Here is a 17534-nt window from a genome sequence, read left to right on the forward strand (position 1 = left end):
GCCCCTCTCCATGCCCTCTCCGCCGATCCCCGTGCCCCCGCGCTGGCGCACCGTGTCCACGGAACGCACCCTGCTGGCGGTCGTCCACAACGTCACCGCCGCCACCCGCCTGCTCGACGTGCTGGCCCTGTTCGCCGTCGACCCGCGGATCCAGACGGTGTTCACCTGCCCGGGCTCGAGCGCCTTCACCCGCGGGACCGAAGAGTTCCTGTCCGCCCGGGGCATTCCGCTGCTGCCCTGGCCGGAGGCGGTGCGGACCGAGTTCGACTGGGCGCTGGCCGCCAGCTGCGGGGGTGACCTGCACGAACTGCGGGCGCCGCTGACGGTGATCCCCCACGGCATGGGCTACAACAAGTTCCTGGACCACGGGAACCGGAAAGCGGTGTTCGGTCTTTCCGAGCCCTGGCTGATGCATCGGGGCGAGGTCGTCCCCGCGCACATCGTGCTTTCGCACCAGGAGCAGCTCGATCGGCTCGGGCGCGACTGCCCGCCGGCGGTGGACCGTGCGGTCGTCGCCGGTGATCCCTGTCTGGACCGGCTCCGGGCGAGCAGGCCGCTGCGCGAGACCTATCGGCAGAAGCTCGGCGTCCGGCGCGGGCAGAAACTGGTTCTCCTCTCCTCCACCTGGGGACCCGAGTCGTTGTACGGGCACGCCCCCGACCTGCCGGCCGAAATCGCCCGAGAGCTGCCGCTCGACGAATTCCGGGTCGTGCTCGCGCTGCACCCGAACATCGGCCAGGGCCATTTCCCGTGGCAGGTCCGGAGGTGGCTGGAGGACGGCCGGCGCAGCGGGGTGCTGGTCCTGCCGCAGGAACAACTGTGGCAGCCGGCGGCTGTGGCGGCGGACGTGACCATCGGGGACCAGGGCTCGGTCACGTTCTACTCGGCCTGCCTCGGCACCCCGGTGCTGCTGGCCACCGCACCGCGGGAGACCGTCGACCCGGCTTCCCCGATCGCCGCGCTGCTGCGAAGCGCGCCCGAGCTGAAGCCGGGCCACCTGGCCGACCAGCTCACCGAAGCCATCGCTCACCCACCCGCGCTCGACGCGGTGATCGAGCTGGCCACGAGCGTGCCGGGTGAGTTCGCGGCCCGGCTCACCGAACTCGGCTACCGGACACTCGATCTGTCGCGCCCGGAGCGCCCACCCGCCCTCGTCACGTTCGCGCCGCCGCGGATCCGGACCGCCGCCGTCGGCGCGCAGTGGGTCAGCGTCTTCGACGGCCAGGTGGTCCGGCACGCCGCGAACGGCACCTCGGCTCCCCCACGGGCGCACCTGGTGGTCACCACCGACGCGCCGGATCCGCGGCTGCTGGAGCGGGCCGGCGTGGTGCTCGGCGACCAGGTGCCGGACCCGGTCCGCTGGATCGTGGCGACCCTGACCACGTTGCCCGGCTGCTCGTGGGCCGCCTGCCCGGACGGGACGAGCTGGCTGGCCGGCGCCCACGACGGGCGGCTGGTCCGGTTCGCCACCCCGGAGCTGCCCGAAGCCGTCCCGTCACTGCTCCACTCCCACCACGGCGAGCTCCCGGCCGAACTCCGCTTCACCGTCGCAGGCGTTCAGCACGAGGTTCGGCTGAGCGTGGTCAAGGACGGAACCGCTCCTCCAGCCACTCCATGAGGTCGAGGGCCTCGGCGGTGAAACCCTGTAGCCGGGCCACGTTCAACGCGTCCTCGGCCCGGGCCGTCGCCGATTCCCGATCGCCTTCGGCCAGCGCCACTTCCGCGAGCACGCGCAAAGCCGCGATGCGCTCACGGTGCCAGCCTCCGGTCGCGGCGAGTTCGACAACCTCCCGCAGCCAGCCGGCCCCCGGTTCGCGGTGGCCGCCGTCGACGGCTTTCCGCCCACGCCACAGGAGGATCTTCACCCGGTTGCCCGGCTCGCGGTCCAGCTCGGTCGACGCCCGGTCCAGCAGCCCGGCCGCCTCCTCGGGAGCCGCGACCTTGGCCAGGTGGAGCTGGGCCAGCGCCGTCCGCCGCGGCTCGCCCAGCTCTTCGGCGAGTCGGAGGTTGAGCCGCAGCTGCTCCTCCGCCTCGGCGAGGAGCCCTTCGGCCGGTTCGTGGGCGGACGCCTCGAAGCAGGCCAGGCCCAGCGACTCGACCGCCGTCGCCCGGGCTTCGGCCGACCCGGCCTGCGCGGCCAGCTCCGCGGCCCGCGCGTGGTGCTCTCGAGCGCTCGCCCAATCCCGGCGCTGCCCGTCGGCGAACCCCCACTGCGTGAACATCAGGGCCGCGGCGAGCGGCGATCCCCAGGCCCCGGCGGCGGACGCGGCGTCCCGGTTGACCGTGACCATCTCGGCCGGGTGACCGCCCTCCTGGTGCACCGGCCACAACGCGAGCGCCAGCCGGCAGACGTCTTCGTGCGCGCCCTCCTTATACGCGGTTTCCGCCGCGGCCACCAGGTTCAGCCGTTCCGTCCGGAGCCACTGCCGGGCCTCGGCCTGGTCGAGCCCGGCCGGTTCGAACCCGGGCCAGAGCCGCGCGGCCCAGCCGCGGGCCAGCACCTTTTCCGCGACGGCGAGAGCCGTTCGCGCGTAGTGCGCCACGATCTTCGACGGCGGGCGGCCCTGGCCGGCGGCGTGCAGCCGGGCCAGCTCGGCCATCCGGTACCGGTCGGCGCCCATCGGCTCGATCAGCTTGGCGCGCACCAGGTCGGCGAGCGCGTCCTCGGCCTCGTCGAGGTCCAGTCCCAGCACGGCCATCAGCGTTTCCAGCGCAACGTCACCGTCGCCGGGGTGCGCGCCGAACAGCCGGTAGGCGGCCTGCGCGTCCTCCCGCAGCCGCTCGTAGGCGACGTCGAAGACCGGGCTCGCGAGGCTGCCCTTCCGGCGGATCCGGCCGATCAGCCGTTCCAGCGGCCGGCCCGGCGAATCGGCGAGCAGCGCGCCCGCGACCGTCAGCTCGGCCGCGGAACCGGCGCAGATCCGGATCAGCTCCTCCCGCGGCCCCGGCTCGGCGTCGAGCCGCTCGACCCCGACCAGCTCGGCGAGCACCCCGCGGGCGGCCTCGTCGCTCAGCGGGTCCAGCTCCACGTCCTGGGCCGAGTGCCGGGTCTTCAGCTCGGTCAACCGGCCCGCCTCGACGACCAGCACCATCGAACCGGCCCCGGCCGGCAGCAGCGGAAACACCTCCGCCGCACTCATCGCGTCGTCCACCAGCAGAGCGATCCGACGCCCACCACTCCAGGCCCGCCACATCGCGGACCGCCCCTCCAGGCTCTGCGGCCACTGCTGCGCGCCGTACCCGGCCAGCGCCAGCAGATCGGCGAGCACATCGGTGACCGGACGGCGCCCCAGCCGCACCGGGTACACCCCGCCGTCGAACCGATCCTGGTGGCGAAACGCCCAGCACTCGCACAAGGTGCTGCGCCCGCTCCCCGGAGCCCCTCGCACGATCGCGATCCCCACCCCGGCCCGGGCCCTTTCGTGCACCCGGCTCAGCTCGTCGAGCTGCCGCTCGTTGTTCCGGTAGTGCCGCGGCGGCTCCAGCACCGGCACCGGCGGCACCAACGACACCGATGCCCCGGCCGGCGCGTGGAAGTGGACGTCGCCGTAGACGTCCCGGCCCTGGAACACACTGCCGGCCGAACCGTCGAAGAAGTTTCCCTCGCCCATCGCTCCCCAACTCCGAACTCGTCCACCCAGGCTACCCGAGCTGTCACAATCCGTGGTGCTCCGTTCACCGGCCGGCGGAAGGTAGTATTCAATTGGTCGTTTCGAGAACGGATTTGGGCAAAATCGATGGAGCAGCAAAGCCGGTGGCAGACATTTGACCGATCCAGATCCGCTTCGTCTTCGCCGTCGACAACGGCTCCGAATTCAGCAGCGGCGTTCAGGAACTGCTCGTCCGCGCAGGAGTTCGCCTGCATTCCTGGGACGAAATCGCGAAACTGAACTACGCCCTGGTGCTGACCGCGAGTGAGAACATCGATTTCACCCGGCTCCGCGGACCGGTGCTGGTCTTCCCGCACGGAGTCGGTTTCCACAAGTACGTGCCCGATTCCGAATCCAGCGGAGACCGGTTGTCCGGGCTGGTCCCCGCGACCGCGCTGGCCTCCGGCCGGGTGCGAATGGTTGTCTCCCACCCGGCCCAGGAAGAACAGCTTCGGTCGGTGAATCCGGCCACCGCCGGGAAAACCGTGCTGATCGGCGACCCCCAGCTCGAGCAACTGCTGGAAAGTGCCGCGCACCGCGAGCATTACCGACGTCTTCTCGGCGTGGGCGATCGCCGTTTCGTCCTGTTGAGCTCGACGTGGGGTCAAGGCTCTTTGATCGGAGCCCGGCCGCGGCTGCCCGCGGAGGTCCTCGCGGCCATGCCGTTCGACGAAACCGCCGTCGGGCTGGTGCTGCACCCGAACATCTGGTCCCGCTACCGGCCGTTCCAGCTGCACGCCTGGTTCGCCGCGGCCGAGGAGTCCGGGTTGCTGCTCTTCCCGCCGGACCTGGGCTGGCAGGCCGCGGTCGTCGCGGCGGACCTGGTGGTCGGTGACCACGGTTCGGTCAGTCTGCTGGCCGCCGCGGCCGGGAAGCCGCTCGTGCTCGCGGCCTCCGGGGCCGAGATCGTCCCCGGCACCAGCGCCGCGTTGCTGAGCGAACGCGCCACCAGGCTGTACCGCGATCGTCCGCTGCGTCCCCAGCTGGAAGCAACCGAGCCACAGCACTGGCAGGAGCTTCTCGCCGAACGGACCTTCGCCCGCACCCGCGGCTCGATCGGCCGGCTGCACGCGCTGGTCCACGAGATGCTCGAACTGCCACCGCAGCCGGCCCCGCGACTGCGGGCCGCCGACCCGGAGGTCCGCCCGGCGCCGGTTCTCGCGTTCACCACCTACCCGGATGGCACCGATTCCCTCACCCTCCACCGCTTTCCCCGCGCGGTCGAGCCGTGGCGCCCCGACACCGACCGCGCCCCCGGCGATCGGCGGCACACGGTCGTGGACGAACGCGAGACCAACCTCGGCCGGATCGGCAACGCCGCGGTGCTGGTGCGATCCACAGTGGACAAAGACCCGGAACGCTGGTGCCGGACGACACTCCTCCACCACCCACGCTGTGAGCTGGCCGCGGCCGCGACGCCGGACGGCTGTGTCGCGGTGACCGCCGCCGGCGACGCCTTCACCGCGACCGGAGCGGCCGACACCGCCGCACTGGCCTCGACGCTCTACGCCGACCGGAGCGCCGGAGACCGCACCGTCTCGCTACGCCTGGGCGGCGCCGTCACCACCGTTGTCATCCGGCGCTGACCGCTCCAGTTCGTCGGCCCGGGGGCTGCCGAGCCACCGGTACAACGCGATCGCCCGGTCGAGCTGCGCCCGGGCCCGATCCCGGTCGGGCAGCTCCCGGTGCAGCAGCTCCCTGGCCTCGGCTTCGTACGAGTGGAGCCCGCTCTCGCCGAGGAGTTTCGCTGCCTCCTCCGCCGCTTCGATCCCTTGCGGCCGCGCGAGTTTCAGCCTCAGCTTCCCGATGGCCAGCAACGCGCGCGCCGCCATCCGCCCGTCGTGGGCGGCGAACCACCGGTGGGCCGCCCCGAGTTCGCTCAGTCCGGCCTCGTCGGCGAGCGATTCGCCGAGGAACATCCGGGCCAGCGCTGCCCCTCGCGGCTCTTCGGCCTGCTCGTTCAGCTCGATCGAGCGCCGGTACGCCGCCTGCGCCGCGGCCGGCTGCCCGGCCAAGGCCAGGTAGCGGCCCTGGAATTCACGCACCGAAGCCCGCAGCACCAGCGGGCCTTCGCGATCGGCCAGCTCGATCGACCGGTTGACCAGCTCTTCCGCCTCCGGGAACCGCCCGAGGTCCGACAGCGGACGGGAAGCGACGCTCGCGAGCCTGGCCTCGGCCTCGGCGTTGCCCGCCGCGCGCGCCGCTTCGATCCCACGCAGGGCGACCTGGAGCGAGTCGGCGTGCCGCTTGCGGTTGAAGTAGTAGGCCGCCAGCGATTCCGCGAGCTGCCACCCGGCGTCCGGGAGGCCGGTCTCCATCGCGATCGCCTGCATCTCGTGCAGCGTCCGCCGGTGCGACTCGAACCAGTCCAGCGCCTCGGAGTTCCGTTCGTCCTTGGTCCCGGCGAACGGGTCCGCGGTGTCCGGGGCCGCCGCCACCCGGTACCGCTTACCCATCACCGCGACGTCCGCGTGGTGGGCGACCTCGCGAAAGTCCCGGACGACCCGGCGCAGGGCCTCCTCCCGATCCTCGGCGGCACCACACGCCCGGGCGTGATCGCGCACGAGCGGGTGAAGGAGGTAGCGGCCGTCCTCCTGGCCGAGGAGCCGGAGCGTGACCAATTCGGTGAGCAGATCGGCGGCCTCGATCCGGTCGACGGCGGCCAGCACCCCTGCGGTCCCGGCCGTGATCCCCACCGCCGGGTACGCCCCGAGGAGCCGGTACATCCGCTGCGCTTCGGCCCCGGCCGCCTGATACGTGGCCTGGAAAACCGATTCCCCCTGCTTACCGCCGGGCCACACCCGCGTCAGCTCGTCGCGCGACCGCCGGAGTCGCTCACGCAGAGCCTCCAGCGTCGGGCACCGCCCGCTCAGAACGAGGTTCGCGGCCTGCTCCAGCGCCAGCGGCAGGCCCCCGCAGTGCCCCAGCACCTCATCCCCGGCCCCGATCTGCACCCCACTGAGCCATCCGAACAACTCGGCCGAGGCCGCCGGCTCGAGCGGCTTCAGCTCGAGCGTTTCGCCACCGGCCGACCGCACCCGGACCCGCGACTCCACCCGCCCCGCGGCGATCACCACGCTGTGGTCCCCGCCGGGCAGCAGAGCCAGGACCTGCTCCGCCTCGGTGACGTTCTCGACGAGGAGGAGCAGCCGCGACCCCGCGGACTTGGTGCGCCACCACGCGGCAAGCTCGGGGTCCGGCGGCATCACCGAATCATCGACGCCCATCGAGCGCAGCAACCCGCGCAGCGCGGCCGGAACCACCAGTTCCCCGTCGACCAGAAAAGTCGCCAGATCGAGGTAAAGCTGTCCGCCGGGGAAATCCGCCAGCCGCCGCCACGAGACCTCCCGGGCCAGCGCCCGCCGCCCCGACCCCGGCATCCCGTCGATCACGAGGAGCGGCAGAGCCGCACGCTCCGCGCAGTACCGAACCGGCTGATCGCGCCCGACCAGCTTCACCACGGGCCGCCGCAACTGACGCGGCACCACCGGTTCGGAACCGGACGGGATGACCTGACCGATCGAATTGGCCTGAACCACCCGCGCGCCGCCGCCCACCACCCCAACCTCGTTGCGCCCCGCCACCAACCCACCCTACCGAGACCCCCGTCACAAAAACACCCACGCACTCCCCAACAAGCCCACTCACCGGCCCCAGGCGCCTCACACCCTCCGCCCCCGCTCACCGAGGCCCGGGCGCCCCGCACCCCACCCACCGAGGCCCGGGCGCCCCGCGCCCTACGCCCTACCCACCGGGGCCCGGGCGCCCCGCGCCCTACGCCCCACCCCGCTGGTTCCGCACCCCCCGCACCGTGGGGGTCCGGGGGCTCGGCCCCCGGGAGCAATGACGACCTCCCCAACGGGAAGAGGCCCCCTCCGCGCTAGCGGAAGGGGCCTCTGACCACGGTGGGCGAGGAGGGAGTTGAACCCTCACGTCCTTTCGGACACACGGACCTGAACCGTGCGCGTCTGCCATTCCGCCACTCGCCCGAGTTGCTTCTCTCTGACAGCCAGCAAAGCTTAGCAGCCGGATTCAGCGGGTTTCACCGGGGGCCGTGTCGAGGCTTCCTCGCCCGGATAGGATCGGCGCGGAAGCACACGTGTGAGGAGGTAGTCCCCGGTGGGTCGCGTAGAGCGCTTCGACAGGCGGCTCGAGAACCTCGTGGGGAACACCTTCGCGCGCATGTTCGGTGGCAACGTCGTCACGCAGGAAGTGGCGGTCGCGCTCGAGCGGGAAGGCGAGGAGAACGTTCGTGAGCTGGCAGGCGGTCGGCAGCTCGCCCCGAATCACTACATCGTGTCCTTGGGGCAGGCTGACCACGAACGCATGGCCGGCGACGAGCAGCGGGTCACCGGGGTTCTCGCGAAAGCCGTGGCGGAACACCTCGCCGAGCACGGCTGGGACACCTATGGTGACGTCGTCGTATCACTCGAGCGCAACGAGGCGCTGCATACTGGACAGTTCAAGACCCGTTCGTCCGTCGATCCCGACGCCCGCGCGAGTGGGGCCGGTGGCTCGCCACGGTCGGCACGACCCAGCAACGCAGGAGACCCAGCAATGAGCCAGCCCCCCGGATACGGCCAATACGAACAGGGTGACCCGTACGGCCAGCAGGGCCAGTACGGCTACGGACAGCAGGGTGGCCAGCAGCCCGGGTACGACCAGGGTTACGGCCAGCAGCAGCAGGGCGGCTACGACCAGCAGGGCTACGGCCAGCCCCAGCAAGGCGGCTACGACCAGTACGGCCAGCCCCACCAGGGCGGTCAGCAGCCCGGCTACGACCAGGGTTACGGCCAGCAGCAGCAGGGCGGCTACGACCAAGGTTACGGCCAGCCCCAGCAGGGCGGCTACGACCAGGGCTACGGCCAGCAGCAGGGCGGCGGCTACGACCAGCAGGGCTACGGCCAGCCCCAGCAAGGCGGCTACGACCAGGGCTACGGCCAGCAGCAGGGCGGTTACGACCAGCAGGGTTACGGCCAGCAGCAGGGCGGCGGCTACGACCAGTACGGCCAGCAGGCGGCGTACGGACAGCCGGCCGCGGACCCGTACGCCCAGCAGGGCGGCTACGGCCAGCCGGGCGCGCCCGCGGCGGGCCGCGCGCTGGCGGCGAGCCTGCAGCTCGACGACGGCTCCAACCGCACCTACTCGCTCAAGCAGGGCGGGAACGTGGTGGGCCGGGGCCAGGACGCGGACTTCCGGCTGCCCGACACCGGCGTCTCGCGCCGGCACCTGGAGATCACCTGGGACGGCCAGAGCGCCACGCTCGCCGACATCGGCTCCACCAACGGGACCACGGTGAACGGCACGCCGGTGCAGACCTGGCAGCTCGCCGACGGCGACGTGATCCGGGTGGGGCACTCGTCCCTGGTCTTCCGAACCCAGGGCTGACCGACCGACGGAGACGGGGTTCCCGCAGAATTGTCGTGCGGGGGGATCCGCGGTGCGCGCGCACCGCGGCTTGCAGGCAGAGTCGGGAGCGGACACAACAAGTGCCAGAGCTGGTCGTTCAACTCACCAGGGTGGGCTTTCTCGTGCTGCTCTGGCTCTTCGTGTTCGCCGCGCTGCGGGTCGTGCGCTCGGATCTGTATGCCGCTTCGGGCCTGCGGGTCCAGGTGCCGAGCTTCCGTCGCAGCAAGGAGAAGAAGCCGCGGGGCAGCAAGGCCCCGCAGCAGCTGCTGGTGACCCACGGGGCGCTGGCCGGCACCCGCATCGCGCTCGACGGGCGGCCGATCCTGATCGGCCGCGCCGACGACTCGACGCTGGTGCTCGACGACGACTACGCGTCGACGCGGCACGCCCGGATCGCCCTGCGCGGTGAGGACTGGTACGTGGAAGATCTGGGCTCGACGAACGGGACCTATCTCGACCGGGCTAAGGTCACTGCACCCCTCCGGGTCCCGCTCGGAGTCCCCATCCGGATCGGCAAGACGGTGATCGAGCTTCGCCCATGACTCTCGTCCTCCGCTACGCAGCCCGCAGCGACCGTGGCCTGGTTCGTTCGAACAACCAGGACTCCGTGTACGCCGGCCCCCGCCTGCTCGCGCTCGCCGACGGAATGGGCGGCCACGCGGCCGGTGAGGTGGCCAGCAAGGTCGTCATCGCCTCGCTCGCCCCCCTCGACGACGACGAGCCGGGCGACGACCTGCTCGCCCAGCTCCGGGAGGCGGTGTCGAACGGCAACGGCGCCATCGCCGAACTCGTCTCCCAGGACCCCGATCTGGACGGCATGGGCACCACGCTCACCGCCGTCCTGTTCGCCGGCACCCGCCTCGGGCTGGTGCACGTCGGCGACTCCCGGGCCTATCTGCTGCGCGGGGGGCATTTCGCGCAGATCACCCGGGACGACAGCTTCGTGAACGAGCTGCTGGAGCAGGGCCGCATCACGCCCGAGGAGGCGGCGGTGCACCCCCAGCGGTCGCTGTTGCTCAAGGCGCTGACCGGGCACGAGGTGGAGCCGAGCCTGACCGTGCGCGAGGCGCGTTCGGGCGACCGGTACCTCATCTGCTCCGACGGCCTGTCCGGCATGGTCTCCGACGAGACCATGGCCGAGGCCGTGCTGATCAAGGACCCGCAGGACTGCGCCGATCGGATGATCGAGCTGGCGCTCAAGGGCGGCGGCACGGACAACGTCACCGTGATCATCGCCGACGTGGTCGACGTCGACTTCGGTGACGACGCCCCGATCGTCGGCGGCGCCGCGGGCGACGGCAGCGACGAGCGGCACCAGGGCGATTCGCCCGCCGCGCGGGCCCGGGCGCTGACCCAGCCGCCCCCGCCGCAGCGGACCGAGCCGCAGCAGCTCGAGGAAGACCCGAAGGCCAAGCGCCGCAAGCGGTTCCGCTGGCTGGTGGGCGTGGTCGTGGTGCTCGTCGTGCTGGCCGCGGCCGCGATCGCGACCCGGTACTTCGTGCTGAGCCAGTACTACGTGGGCGAGGGGCCCGACCAGGAGGTCGTGATCTACCGCGGCGTCCCCGGCAGCATCCTCGGCATCCAGTTGCACAGCTTCGAGCAGGGCTCGTGCCCGCCCGGCCAGCTCTGCACGGACAAGCTGCGCACCCCGGCCCTGCAGGAGGTCGCGCGCATCGCGGTGCAAAACGGCGTCAAGCGCGAGAGCCTGGACGACGCCCGCAAGTACATCGACGACTTCCTGCGCCGGAACAAGCAGCTGGCCGACTGCGAGCCGGCCGGGACCCCGGTCGGCCCCGCCTCGGGGGTGCCGACCGCGCCCGGCGGTCCGCCGAGCCCGAGCACCTCCGCTTCGGCCCCGGCCAGCAGCGCTCCGGCTTCGTCGGCGAACCAGCCTGCGGGGAGGGACTGCTCGACGTCGAGTACGGCGCCGAGCGGGGGCGGTAACTGATGGGCCAGCCGTCGGCCGACCCGCTGTCCGCCCAGTTCGCGACGAACCCGCCGCGCGAGCTCCCGACGCGGCGGGGCACCGAACTGCTGCTGCTGGCCTTCGCCACGTTCATCGTCACCCTGGCCCTGGTGCTGGTGGAGGCCAACCAGGAGCAGGAGCTGACCCTCTCGATCCTGTGGCTCGGCCTGTCCTACCTGGCCATCCTGACCGCCGCGCACCTCGCCGTCCGCCGCTGGGCGCCCTACGCCGACCCGGTGCTGCTGCCGTGCGTGGCGCTGCTGAACGGCATCGGGCTGGTGATGATCCACCGCATCGACCTGGCCAAGGCGGAGAAGGCGCTGCAGCAGGGCTCCGCCTTCAAACCGGCCGTCACCAACCAGGTGCTGTACACGGTCATCTCGCTGGTGCTGTTCGTGGTCGTGCTGATCGTGATCAAGGACCACCGCACGCTGACCCGGTACGGCTACACCGCGGGCCTGCTCGGCATCGGCCTGCTCGCGCTGCCGGCGGTGCTGCCCTCGTCCCTGTCCGAGGTCAACGGCGCGAAGGTGTGGATCCTGCTCCCCGGCTTCTTCTCGATCCAGCCCGGTGAGTTCGCGAAGATCCTGTTGATGATCTTCTTCGCCTCGTTCCTGGTGTCCAAACGCGACCTGTTCATGGTGGCGGGCAAGAAGTTCCTCGGGGTGGAGCTGCCCCGCGCGCGTGACCTCGGCCCGATCCTGATCGCCGCGGCGGCCAGCGTCGGCATCCTGGTGTTCGAGAAGGACCTCGGCACCTCGCTGCTGTACTTCTGCATCATCCTGGTCATGCTCTACGTCGCGACCGAGCGCGTGATCTGGGTCGTGGTCGGCCTGAGCTTCTTCGCGGCGGGCTGCGTGATCGCCTACAACCTCTTCACCCACGTGCAGCAGCGGGTGCAGAACTTCATCGACCCGCTGGGCCCGCGCTACGACGCCCGGGGCGGCTCGTACCAGCTCGCCCAGGGTCTGTTCGGCCTCGGCACGGGCGGGGTCGGCGGCACCGGCCTCGGCTCCGGGCGGCCGGACATCGTGCCGGAGGCGAACAGCGACTTCATCACCGCGTCGATCGGCGAGGAGCTCGGGTTCATCGGCCTCGCCGCGGTGCTGATGCTGTACCTGCTGCTGGCCATGCGCGGGATGCGCAGTGCGCTGGCCGTGCGCGACACGTTCGGCAAGCTGCTCGGCGGCGGCCTCGCGTTCACCGTGGTCATGCAGATCTTCGTGGTCGTCGGCGGCGTCACGGCGCTGATCCCGGAGACCGGCATCACCGCGCCCTTCCTGTCCCAAGGCGGTTCCTCACTGCTGGCGAACTACATCCTCGTCGCCCTGCTGCTGCGGATCTCGGACGCGGCCCGGCGCCCGGCCGTGCGCCCGAAGCCGCAGCCCCAGCAGGCCCCGCTGGCCGAGGCGCACACCGTGATGGTGCAGCGCCCGGTGGCCGAGGGCCTGATCAACGGTGACGGGAGCAAGTCGTGAACACCCCGCTGCGCAAGGTCGGCATGGCGATGCTGGTGATGATCGTCCTGCTGCTGGCCAACGACACCTACATCCAGGTGATCAAGGCCGACGACTACCGCACCGACTCCCGCAACCAGCGCGTGCTCTACGACGAGTACTCGCGCCAGCGCGGCCAGATCGTCGCCCCGGACGGCACCGTGCTGGCCGGCGTGCAGGCCGCCAACGACAAGTTCAAGTTCACCCGCACCTACACCGACGGCCCGATGTACGCACCGGTCACCGGCTTCTACTCGATCAACTACGGCGCGGGCGGCCTGGAGCGGACCGAGGACGACGTGCTCAACGGTTCCGACCCGCGGCTGTTCGTGCGCCGGCTCTCGGACATGATCACCGGCCGCGACCCGCGCGGCGGCAACGTGAAGCTGACCATCGACCCGAAGGTGCAGAAGGCCGCCTACGACCTGATGACGCAGCGCGGCTACACCGGCGCCGTCGTCGCGATGGAGCCGAAGACCGGCCGCATCCTGGCCATGGTGTCCACGCCCTCCTACGACCCGAACAAGCTGGCGGTGCACACCCAGAGCCAGACCACCGCGTACACGCAGTATTCGCAGGACCCGAAGAACCCGATGCTGAACCGGGCGATCTCCGAGACCTACCCGCCCGGTTCGACGTTCAAGCTGGTCACCGGCGCGGCCGCGCTGGCCGACGGGATCGCCCCGGACGCCCCGGTGTCCAACGCGCCGAACGTGAAGCTGCCCGGCACCAACCAGACGCTGGAGAACTACGGCGGCGAGACCTGCCCCGGCTCCACGTTCAAGGAGGCGCTGGCGCACTCGTGCAACGTGCCCTTCGCGACGTTCGCCGGCCAGCTGGGTGCGGACAAGATGAAGGCGACCGCGGCCAACTTCGGCATCGGGCAGACCGCGCTGACCGTGCCGATGAAGGTGGCGACCTCCACCGTCGGCGCGCTCGACTCGCAGGGCGCGCTCTACCAGAGCGGCATCGGCCAGCGCGACGTCCGGATCACCCCGCTGCAGGACTGCATCCTCTCCGCCACCGTGGCCAACGGCGGCATGGCGATGAAGCCGCAGCTCGTGCAGTCGATCCTGGCGCCGGACCTGTCGACGATCTCGGACACCGAGCCGGAGGAGCTGACCGGCACCCCGGCTCTGAGCGGTGCGAACGCCCAGATCATGACCGACATGATGCTCTCCTCCGAGCAGTTCACCGCGGGCGGCGGCAAGGACCCGGCGCTGAAGATCGCGTCGAAGACCGGCACCGCCGAGCACGGCACCGACTCCAAGAACACCCCGCCGCACGCCTGGTACACCGCGTTCGCACCGTCGGACAACCCGCAGATCGCCGTCTCCGTCATCGTCGAGAGCGGCGGCAACCGCGGTCTGGCGGCCACCGGTGGCTCCGTCGCCGCCGAGATCGGCCGCGCCGCGATCGCCGCGCACCTCGGGGGTGGGTAGCGGATGCTGTCCTCGGGTCAGCTGCTGGCCGAGCGCTACAAGCTGACGAACCGGATCGCCGTCGGCGGGATGGGCGAGGTCTGGCAGGCCAGCGACACCCGGCTCGACCGGGTCGTCGCGGTGAAGGTGCTGAAGGCCGAACTGTCCGGCGACGCCGAGTTCCTGCACCGTTTCCGCACCGAAGCCCGGATGACGGCTTCGCTCAACCACTCCGGTATCGCGGCGGTGCACGACTACGGCGAGACGGTGGACGAAGACCTCTCCATCGCCTACCTGGTGATGGAGTTCGTGGAGGGCGACCCGCTCGCGGGCATCCTGGCCAAGCACGGCCGGCTCTCCGCCGACTACACCCTCGACCTGCTCGAACAGGCCGGCCACGCGCTGCAGGCCGCGCACGAGCGGGGCCTGGTGCACCGCGACGTCAAACCGGGCAACATCCTGGTCACCCCGGCCGGTCAGGTGAAGATCACCGACTTCGGGGTGGCCAAGGCGGCCGACGCCGCACCGGTCACGCGTTCGGGCATGGTGATGGGCACCGCCCACTACATCGCCCCGGAGCAGGCGCTCGGTCACGACGCCGAGCCGACCAGCGACGTCTACTCCCTCGCCGTGTGCGGTTACGAATGCCTGACCGGGTACCGGCCGTTCCTGTCCGAGAACGCGGTGACCGTCGCGATGATGCACATCCGCGACCTCGCCCCGCCGCTGCCGCCGGACGTCCCACCGGGGGCGCGGGCGGTCATCGAGGCGACCCTGGTCAAGGACCCGAGGCAGCGTTACGCCAGCGGCGGCGAGTTCGCGAACGCCGTCGCCGCCGTCCGCGCCGGGCACCCCCTGCCGACGCCGCTGGGTCTGGTGAACGCCGCGTACGGCCCGGGGCCGATGGGGCCGCCGATGAGTTCCGGGCCCACTCCGGCCGCCCTGGCCGGCCCCCCGCCGCTCGGTCCCGGCTCCCACCCGCTCCCCGGCCCCGTCTCCCACCCGCCGCTCCCGTCCGGACCGGTCGCCGCGCCGCGCCGGCGGAGCCAGTGGGGCTGGTGGGTCCTGCTCGCAGTGCTGATCGTCGCCGTACTGGCGGTCGGGGTCTTCTTCGTCGCCCGAGCGGTCTACCGGGGCAACGGCCGGCCGACGGGAAGCGTGGACACGAGTGAACCCTTGCCGGGCAGACCGGCGCCGGCCGCGCTCGAGCCGCCCGGCGGTCCTGCGGAATCGGACACAGTCGGCGCGGGGCCGAGCCAAAAGCGGGGCCAACAAGGCATCATGACCACACCTTGGACGGAATGGAACGGCACACAGAGATGAGCACACCCAGACTGCTCTCCAATAGGTACGAGCTGGGCGACACGCTCGGCTACGGAGGTATGTCCGAGGTCCATCACGGACACGACGTGCGTCTGGGCCGGGAAGTGGCGATCAAGGTCCTGCGCGCGGACCTGGCTCGCGACCCGCAGTTCCAGGAGCGGTTCCGGCGTGAGGCGCAGAACGCGGCCGCGCTCAACCACCCGGCCATCGTGGCCGTCTACGACACGGGCGAGGCGAGCACCGATGTCGGGGCGCTGCCCTACATCGTGATGGAGTACGTCGAAGGCCGGACGCTGCGCGACATCGTCAAGACCGAGGGCCCGATGTCGCAGAAGCGGGCGATGGAGGTCATGGCCGACGTCTGCGCCGCGCTGGACTTCTCCCACCGCCACGGCATCGTCCACCGCGACGTCAAGCCGGCGAACGTGATGATCACGAAGAACGGCGCCGTCAAGGTGATGGACTTCGGCATCGCGCGCGCCATGCACGACGGCCAGTCGGCCATGACCCAGACCGCGGCCGTGATCGGCACCGCGCAGTACCTCTCCCCGGAGCAGGCGCGCGGCGAAGCGGTCGACGCCCGTTCGGACGTCTACGCGGCCGGCTGCGTGCTGTACGAGCTGATCACCGGCGAGCCGCCGTTCACCGGTGACTCCCCGGTCGCGGTGGCCTACCAGCACGTGCGGGAGGACCCGAAGCCGCCGTCCTCGGTCAACCCGGCGGTGACGCCCGAGCTGGACGCGGTGGTGCTGAAGGCGCTGGCCAAGGGCCCGGCCAACCGGTACCAGTCGGCCGCCGAGATGCGCTCCGACCTCGTGCGCACGCTTTCGGGCCAGCGCCCTTCGGCGCCGATGGTGATGTCCGAGGACGAGCGCACCCAGGTGATGGACACCGACCGGCGCCAGCCCCAGCGGTACGACGAGTACGCCGAGGAGCCGGAAGAGGACCCCGCCGCCAAGCGCCGGCGCCGGATCATCATCGGGGTCATCCTGGCGGTGCTCCTGGTCGGTGTGGTGCTGCTGATCATGCTGCTGAACGGGGCGTTCAAGGAGACCGACAAGACGGCCACCATCCCCCCGGTGGTGCACCAGACGGTGGTCGTGGCGAAGTCCGCGCTCAACGACCAGGGCTTCCAGAACTTCGGTCCGCAGACCCAGATCACCTGCGGGATCACCCCGCAGCCCGGCCAGATGAGCTGCACCGAAGACCAGGTCAACCAGGTCCTCGCGATCGACCCGGCGGTCGGTGCGACCGTGTCGACCAGCACACCGATCAAGCTGACGGTCGGGGTCAGCCCCGGTTCCACGACCGTGCCCGACCTGAAGGGCCTGTCCAAGGACGACGCCTCGAAGAAGCTGCAGGACGCGGGACTGACGGTGGGCGACATCAACACCGCGATCGCCGACGACCCGAACGACGTCGACAAGGTCACGCTGCAGATGCCGACCGCGAACTCGACGGCCGCGAAGGGCACCGCGGTGTCCATCACGATCGGCATTCAGCAGGCCCAGAAGCAGGTGCCGAACGTCGTCGGCCAGACCTACGACGCGGCCAAGTCCCAGCTCCAGAACGCCGGCTTCAAGGTCACCCGGACCGACGTGGACTCGACCCAGCCGAAGGACCAGGTGGTCGACCAGCGGCCCAACGGCGGCAACCTGCCCAACGGCGGCACGGTCACGCTCTCGGTGTCCAAGGGCGTGACGCAGCTTCAGATGCCGAGCCTGAAGGGCCAGACCGAGGACCAGGCCACCCAGACGCTGCAGGGCATGGGCTGGCACGGACAGACCCAGACCCAGACGGTCACCACCGGCAGCGGCGACCCGAACACGGTGGTCAAGACGAATCCCACGGCCGGCTCGACCATCGCGGCCGACCAGACCATCATCCTGTACATCAAGTCCGACAGCAGCAGCAGTCCCACGACGACCCCGCTCATCCCGACCGGCAACGGCAGCCCGCCGGGCTGGGGTCTGCCGACCAGGCGCCCGTGATCCGGGAAAAGGGCCCGCACGGTTCGCCGTGCGGGCCCTTTTCCGGTCCGGGCTAGGGCTGGTCAAGACCAAGGCTGGTCGAGGAAGTCCCGGACGCGGGCGAGCACCACGTCGGCGTCGCTGCCGGCGCCGCAGTCGAGGTCGAGTTCCTCGACCGCGCCGGAGCGTTTCACCTTGAGCCAGACCTGCTGGTCACCACGGCGCCGGCGCAGCCAGCCGAACAGCGAGCGGCACGGCTCTCCCCTCGCCCGGGCTGCCGAATGCACCTTGCCGATCAC

At 71.3% G+C, this 17534-nt stretch carries 12 protein-coding genes and 1 tRNA gene; 9 read left to right on the forward strand and 4 right to left on the reverse strand.

Going from position 1 to position 17534, the window contains the following annotated elements:
* The first annotated feature begins 10 nt into the window (after positions 1-10).
* The gene (locus NYF13_RS05670; RefSeq protein ID WP_315654603.1) at positions 11-1618 is read left to right on the forward strand and encodes a hypothetical protein; all 1608 of its coding nucleotides are present in this window, start codon (positions 11-13) and stop codon (positions 1616-1618) included.
* On the opposite strand, the gene NYF13_RS05675 is transcribed toward NYF13_RS05670, so the two are convergent.
* Positions 1584-3611 carry a hypothetical protein gene (locus NYF13_RS05675; RefSeq protein WP_315654604.1) on the reverse strand — a complete coding sequence of 676 codons (2028 nt, stop codon included), beginning with the start codon at positions 3609-3611 and terminating at the stop codon, positions 1584-1586. The genes NYF13_RS05670 and NYF13_RS05675 overlap by 35 nt on opposite strands.
* Before the next feature lie 290 nt (positions 3612-3901).
* On the opposite strand from NYF13_RS05675, the gene NYF13_RS05680 reads away from it, so the two are divergent.
* Positions 3902-5236, forward strand: coding sequence for a hypothetical protein (locus NYF13_RS05680; protein WP_315654606.1), 1335 nt, complete (start codon positions 3902-3904; stop codon positions 5234-5236).
* On the opposite strand, the gene NYF13_RS05685 is transcribed toward NYF13_RS05680, so the two are convergent.
* Together NYF13_RS05685 and NYF13_RS05690 are read right to left on the reverse strand one after the other, a co-directional pair.
* A complete protein-coding gene (locus NYF13_RS05685) occupies positions 5192-7234 on the reverse strand; it encodes a hypothetical protein (RefSeq protein ID WP_315654607.1) in 2043 nt (680 codons plus the stop codon). The genes NYF13_RS05680 and NYF13_RS05685 overlap by 45 nt on opposite strands.
* A 322-nt stretch (positions 7235-7556) precedes the next feature.
* A tRNA-Leu gene (locus NYF13_RS05690) sits at positions 7557-7639 on the reverse strand.
* Positions 7640-7769: 130 nt separating this feature from the next.
* Between NYF13_RS05690 and NYF13_RS05695 the strand changes: the two genes are divergently transcribed.
* The 7 genes from NYF13_RS05695 (at position 7770) to pknB (ending at position 17256) form a co-directional block, all read left to right on the forward strand.
* Complete coding sequence (locus tag NYF13_RS05695) at positions 7770-9038, forward strand: DUF3662 and FHA domain-containing protein (protein ID WP_315654608.1); 1269 nt, start codon at positions 7770-7772, stop codon at positions 9036-9038.
* 101 nt (positions 9039-9139) lie between these two features.
* The gene (locus NYF13_RS05700; protein WP_033291485.1) at positions 9140-9601 is read left to right on the forward strand and encodes an FHA domain-containing protein; all 462 of its coding nucleotides are present in this window, start codon (positions 9140-9142) and stop codon (positions 9599-9601) included.
* A complete protein-coding gene (locus NYF13_RS05705) occupies positions 9598-11007 on the forward strand; it encodes a PP2C family serine/threonine-protein phosphatase (RefSeq protein WP_315654611.1) in 1410 nt (469 codons plus the stop codon). The genes NYF13_RS05700 and NYF13_RS05705 overlap by 4 nt, the downstream gene beginning before the upstream one ends.
* Positions 11007-12503: an FtsW/RodA/SpoVE family cell cycle protein gene (locus NYF13_RS05710; protein ID WP_315654612.1), complete on the forward strand. Its 1497-nt coding sequence runs from the start codon at positions 11007-11009 to the stop codon at positions 12501-12503. Before NYF13_RS05705 ends, NYF13_RS05710 begins: the two co-directional genes overlap by 1 nt.
* Positions 12500-13963, forward strand: a complete 1464-nt coding sequence (locus NYF13_RS05715; RefSeq protein WP_315654613.1) for a penicillin-binding transpeptidase domain-containing protein — start codon at positions 12500-12502, stop codon at positions 13961-13963. The genes NYF13_RS05710 and NYF13_RS05715 overlap by 4 nt, the downstream gene beginning before the upstream one ends.
* A 3-nt stretch (positions 13964-13966) precedes the next feature.
* A complete protein-coding gene (locus NYF13_RS05720; RefSeq protein WP_315654615.1) occupies positions 13967-15265 on the forward strand; it encodes a protein kinase domain-containing protein in 1299 nt (432 codons plus the stop codon).
* A complete protein-coding gene (pknB, locus tag NYF13_RS05725; protein ID WP_315654616.1) occupies positions 15262-17256 on the forward strand; it encodes a Stk1 family PASTA domain-containing Ser/Thr kinase in 1995 nt (664 codons plus the stop codon). Before NYF13_RS05720 ends, pknB begins: the two co-directional genes overlap by 4 nt.
* Before the next feature lie 62 nt (positions 17257-17318).
* Here the strand turns inward: pknB and NYF13_RS05730 are convergent, their stop codons facing one another.
* On the reverse strand, positions 17319-17522 hold the full coding sequence (locus NYF13_RS05730; RefSeq protein WP_315654618.1) for a hypothetical protein: 204 nt from the start codon (positions 17520-17522) through the stop codon (positions 17319-17321).
* Between the last annotated feature and the right edge of the window lie 12 nt (positions 17523-17534).

It is taken from the genome of Amycolatopsis sp. PS_44_ISF1 (assembly GCF_032335455.1).
Taxonomy (GTDB): Bacteria; Actinomycetota; Actinomycetes; order Mycobacteriales; family Pseudonocardiaceae; genus Amycolatopsis.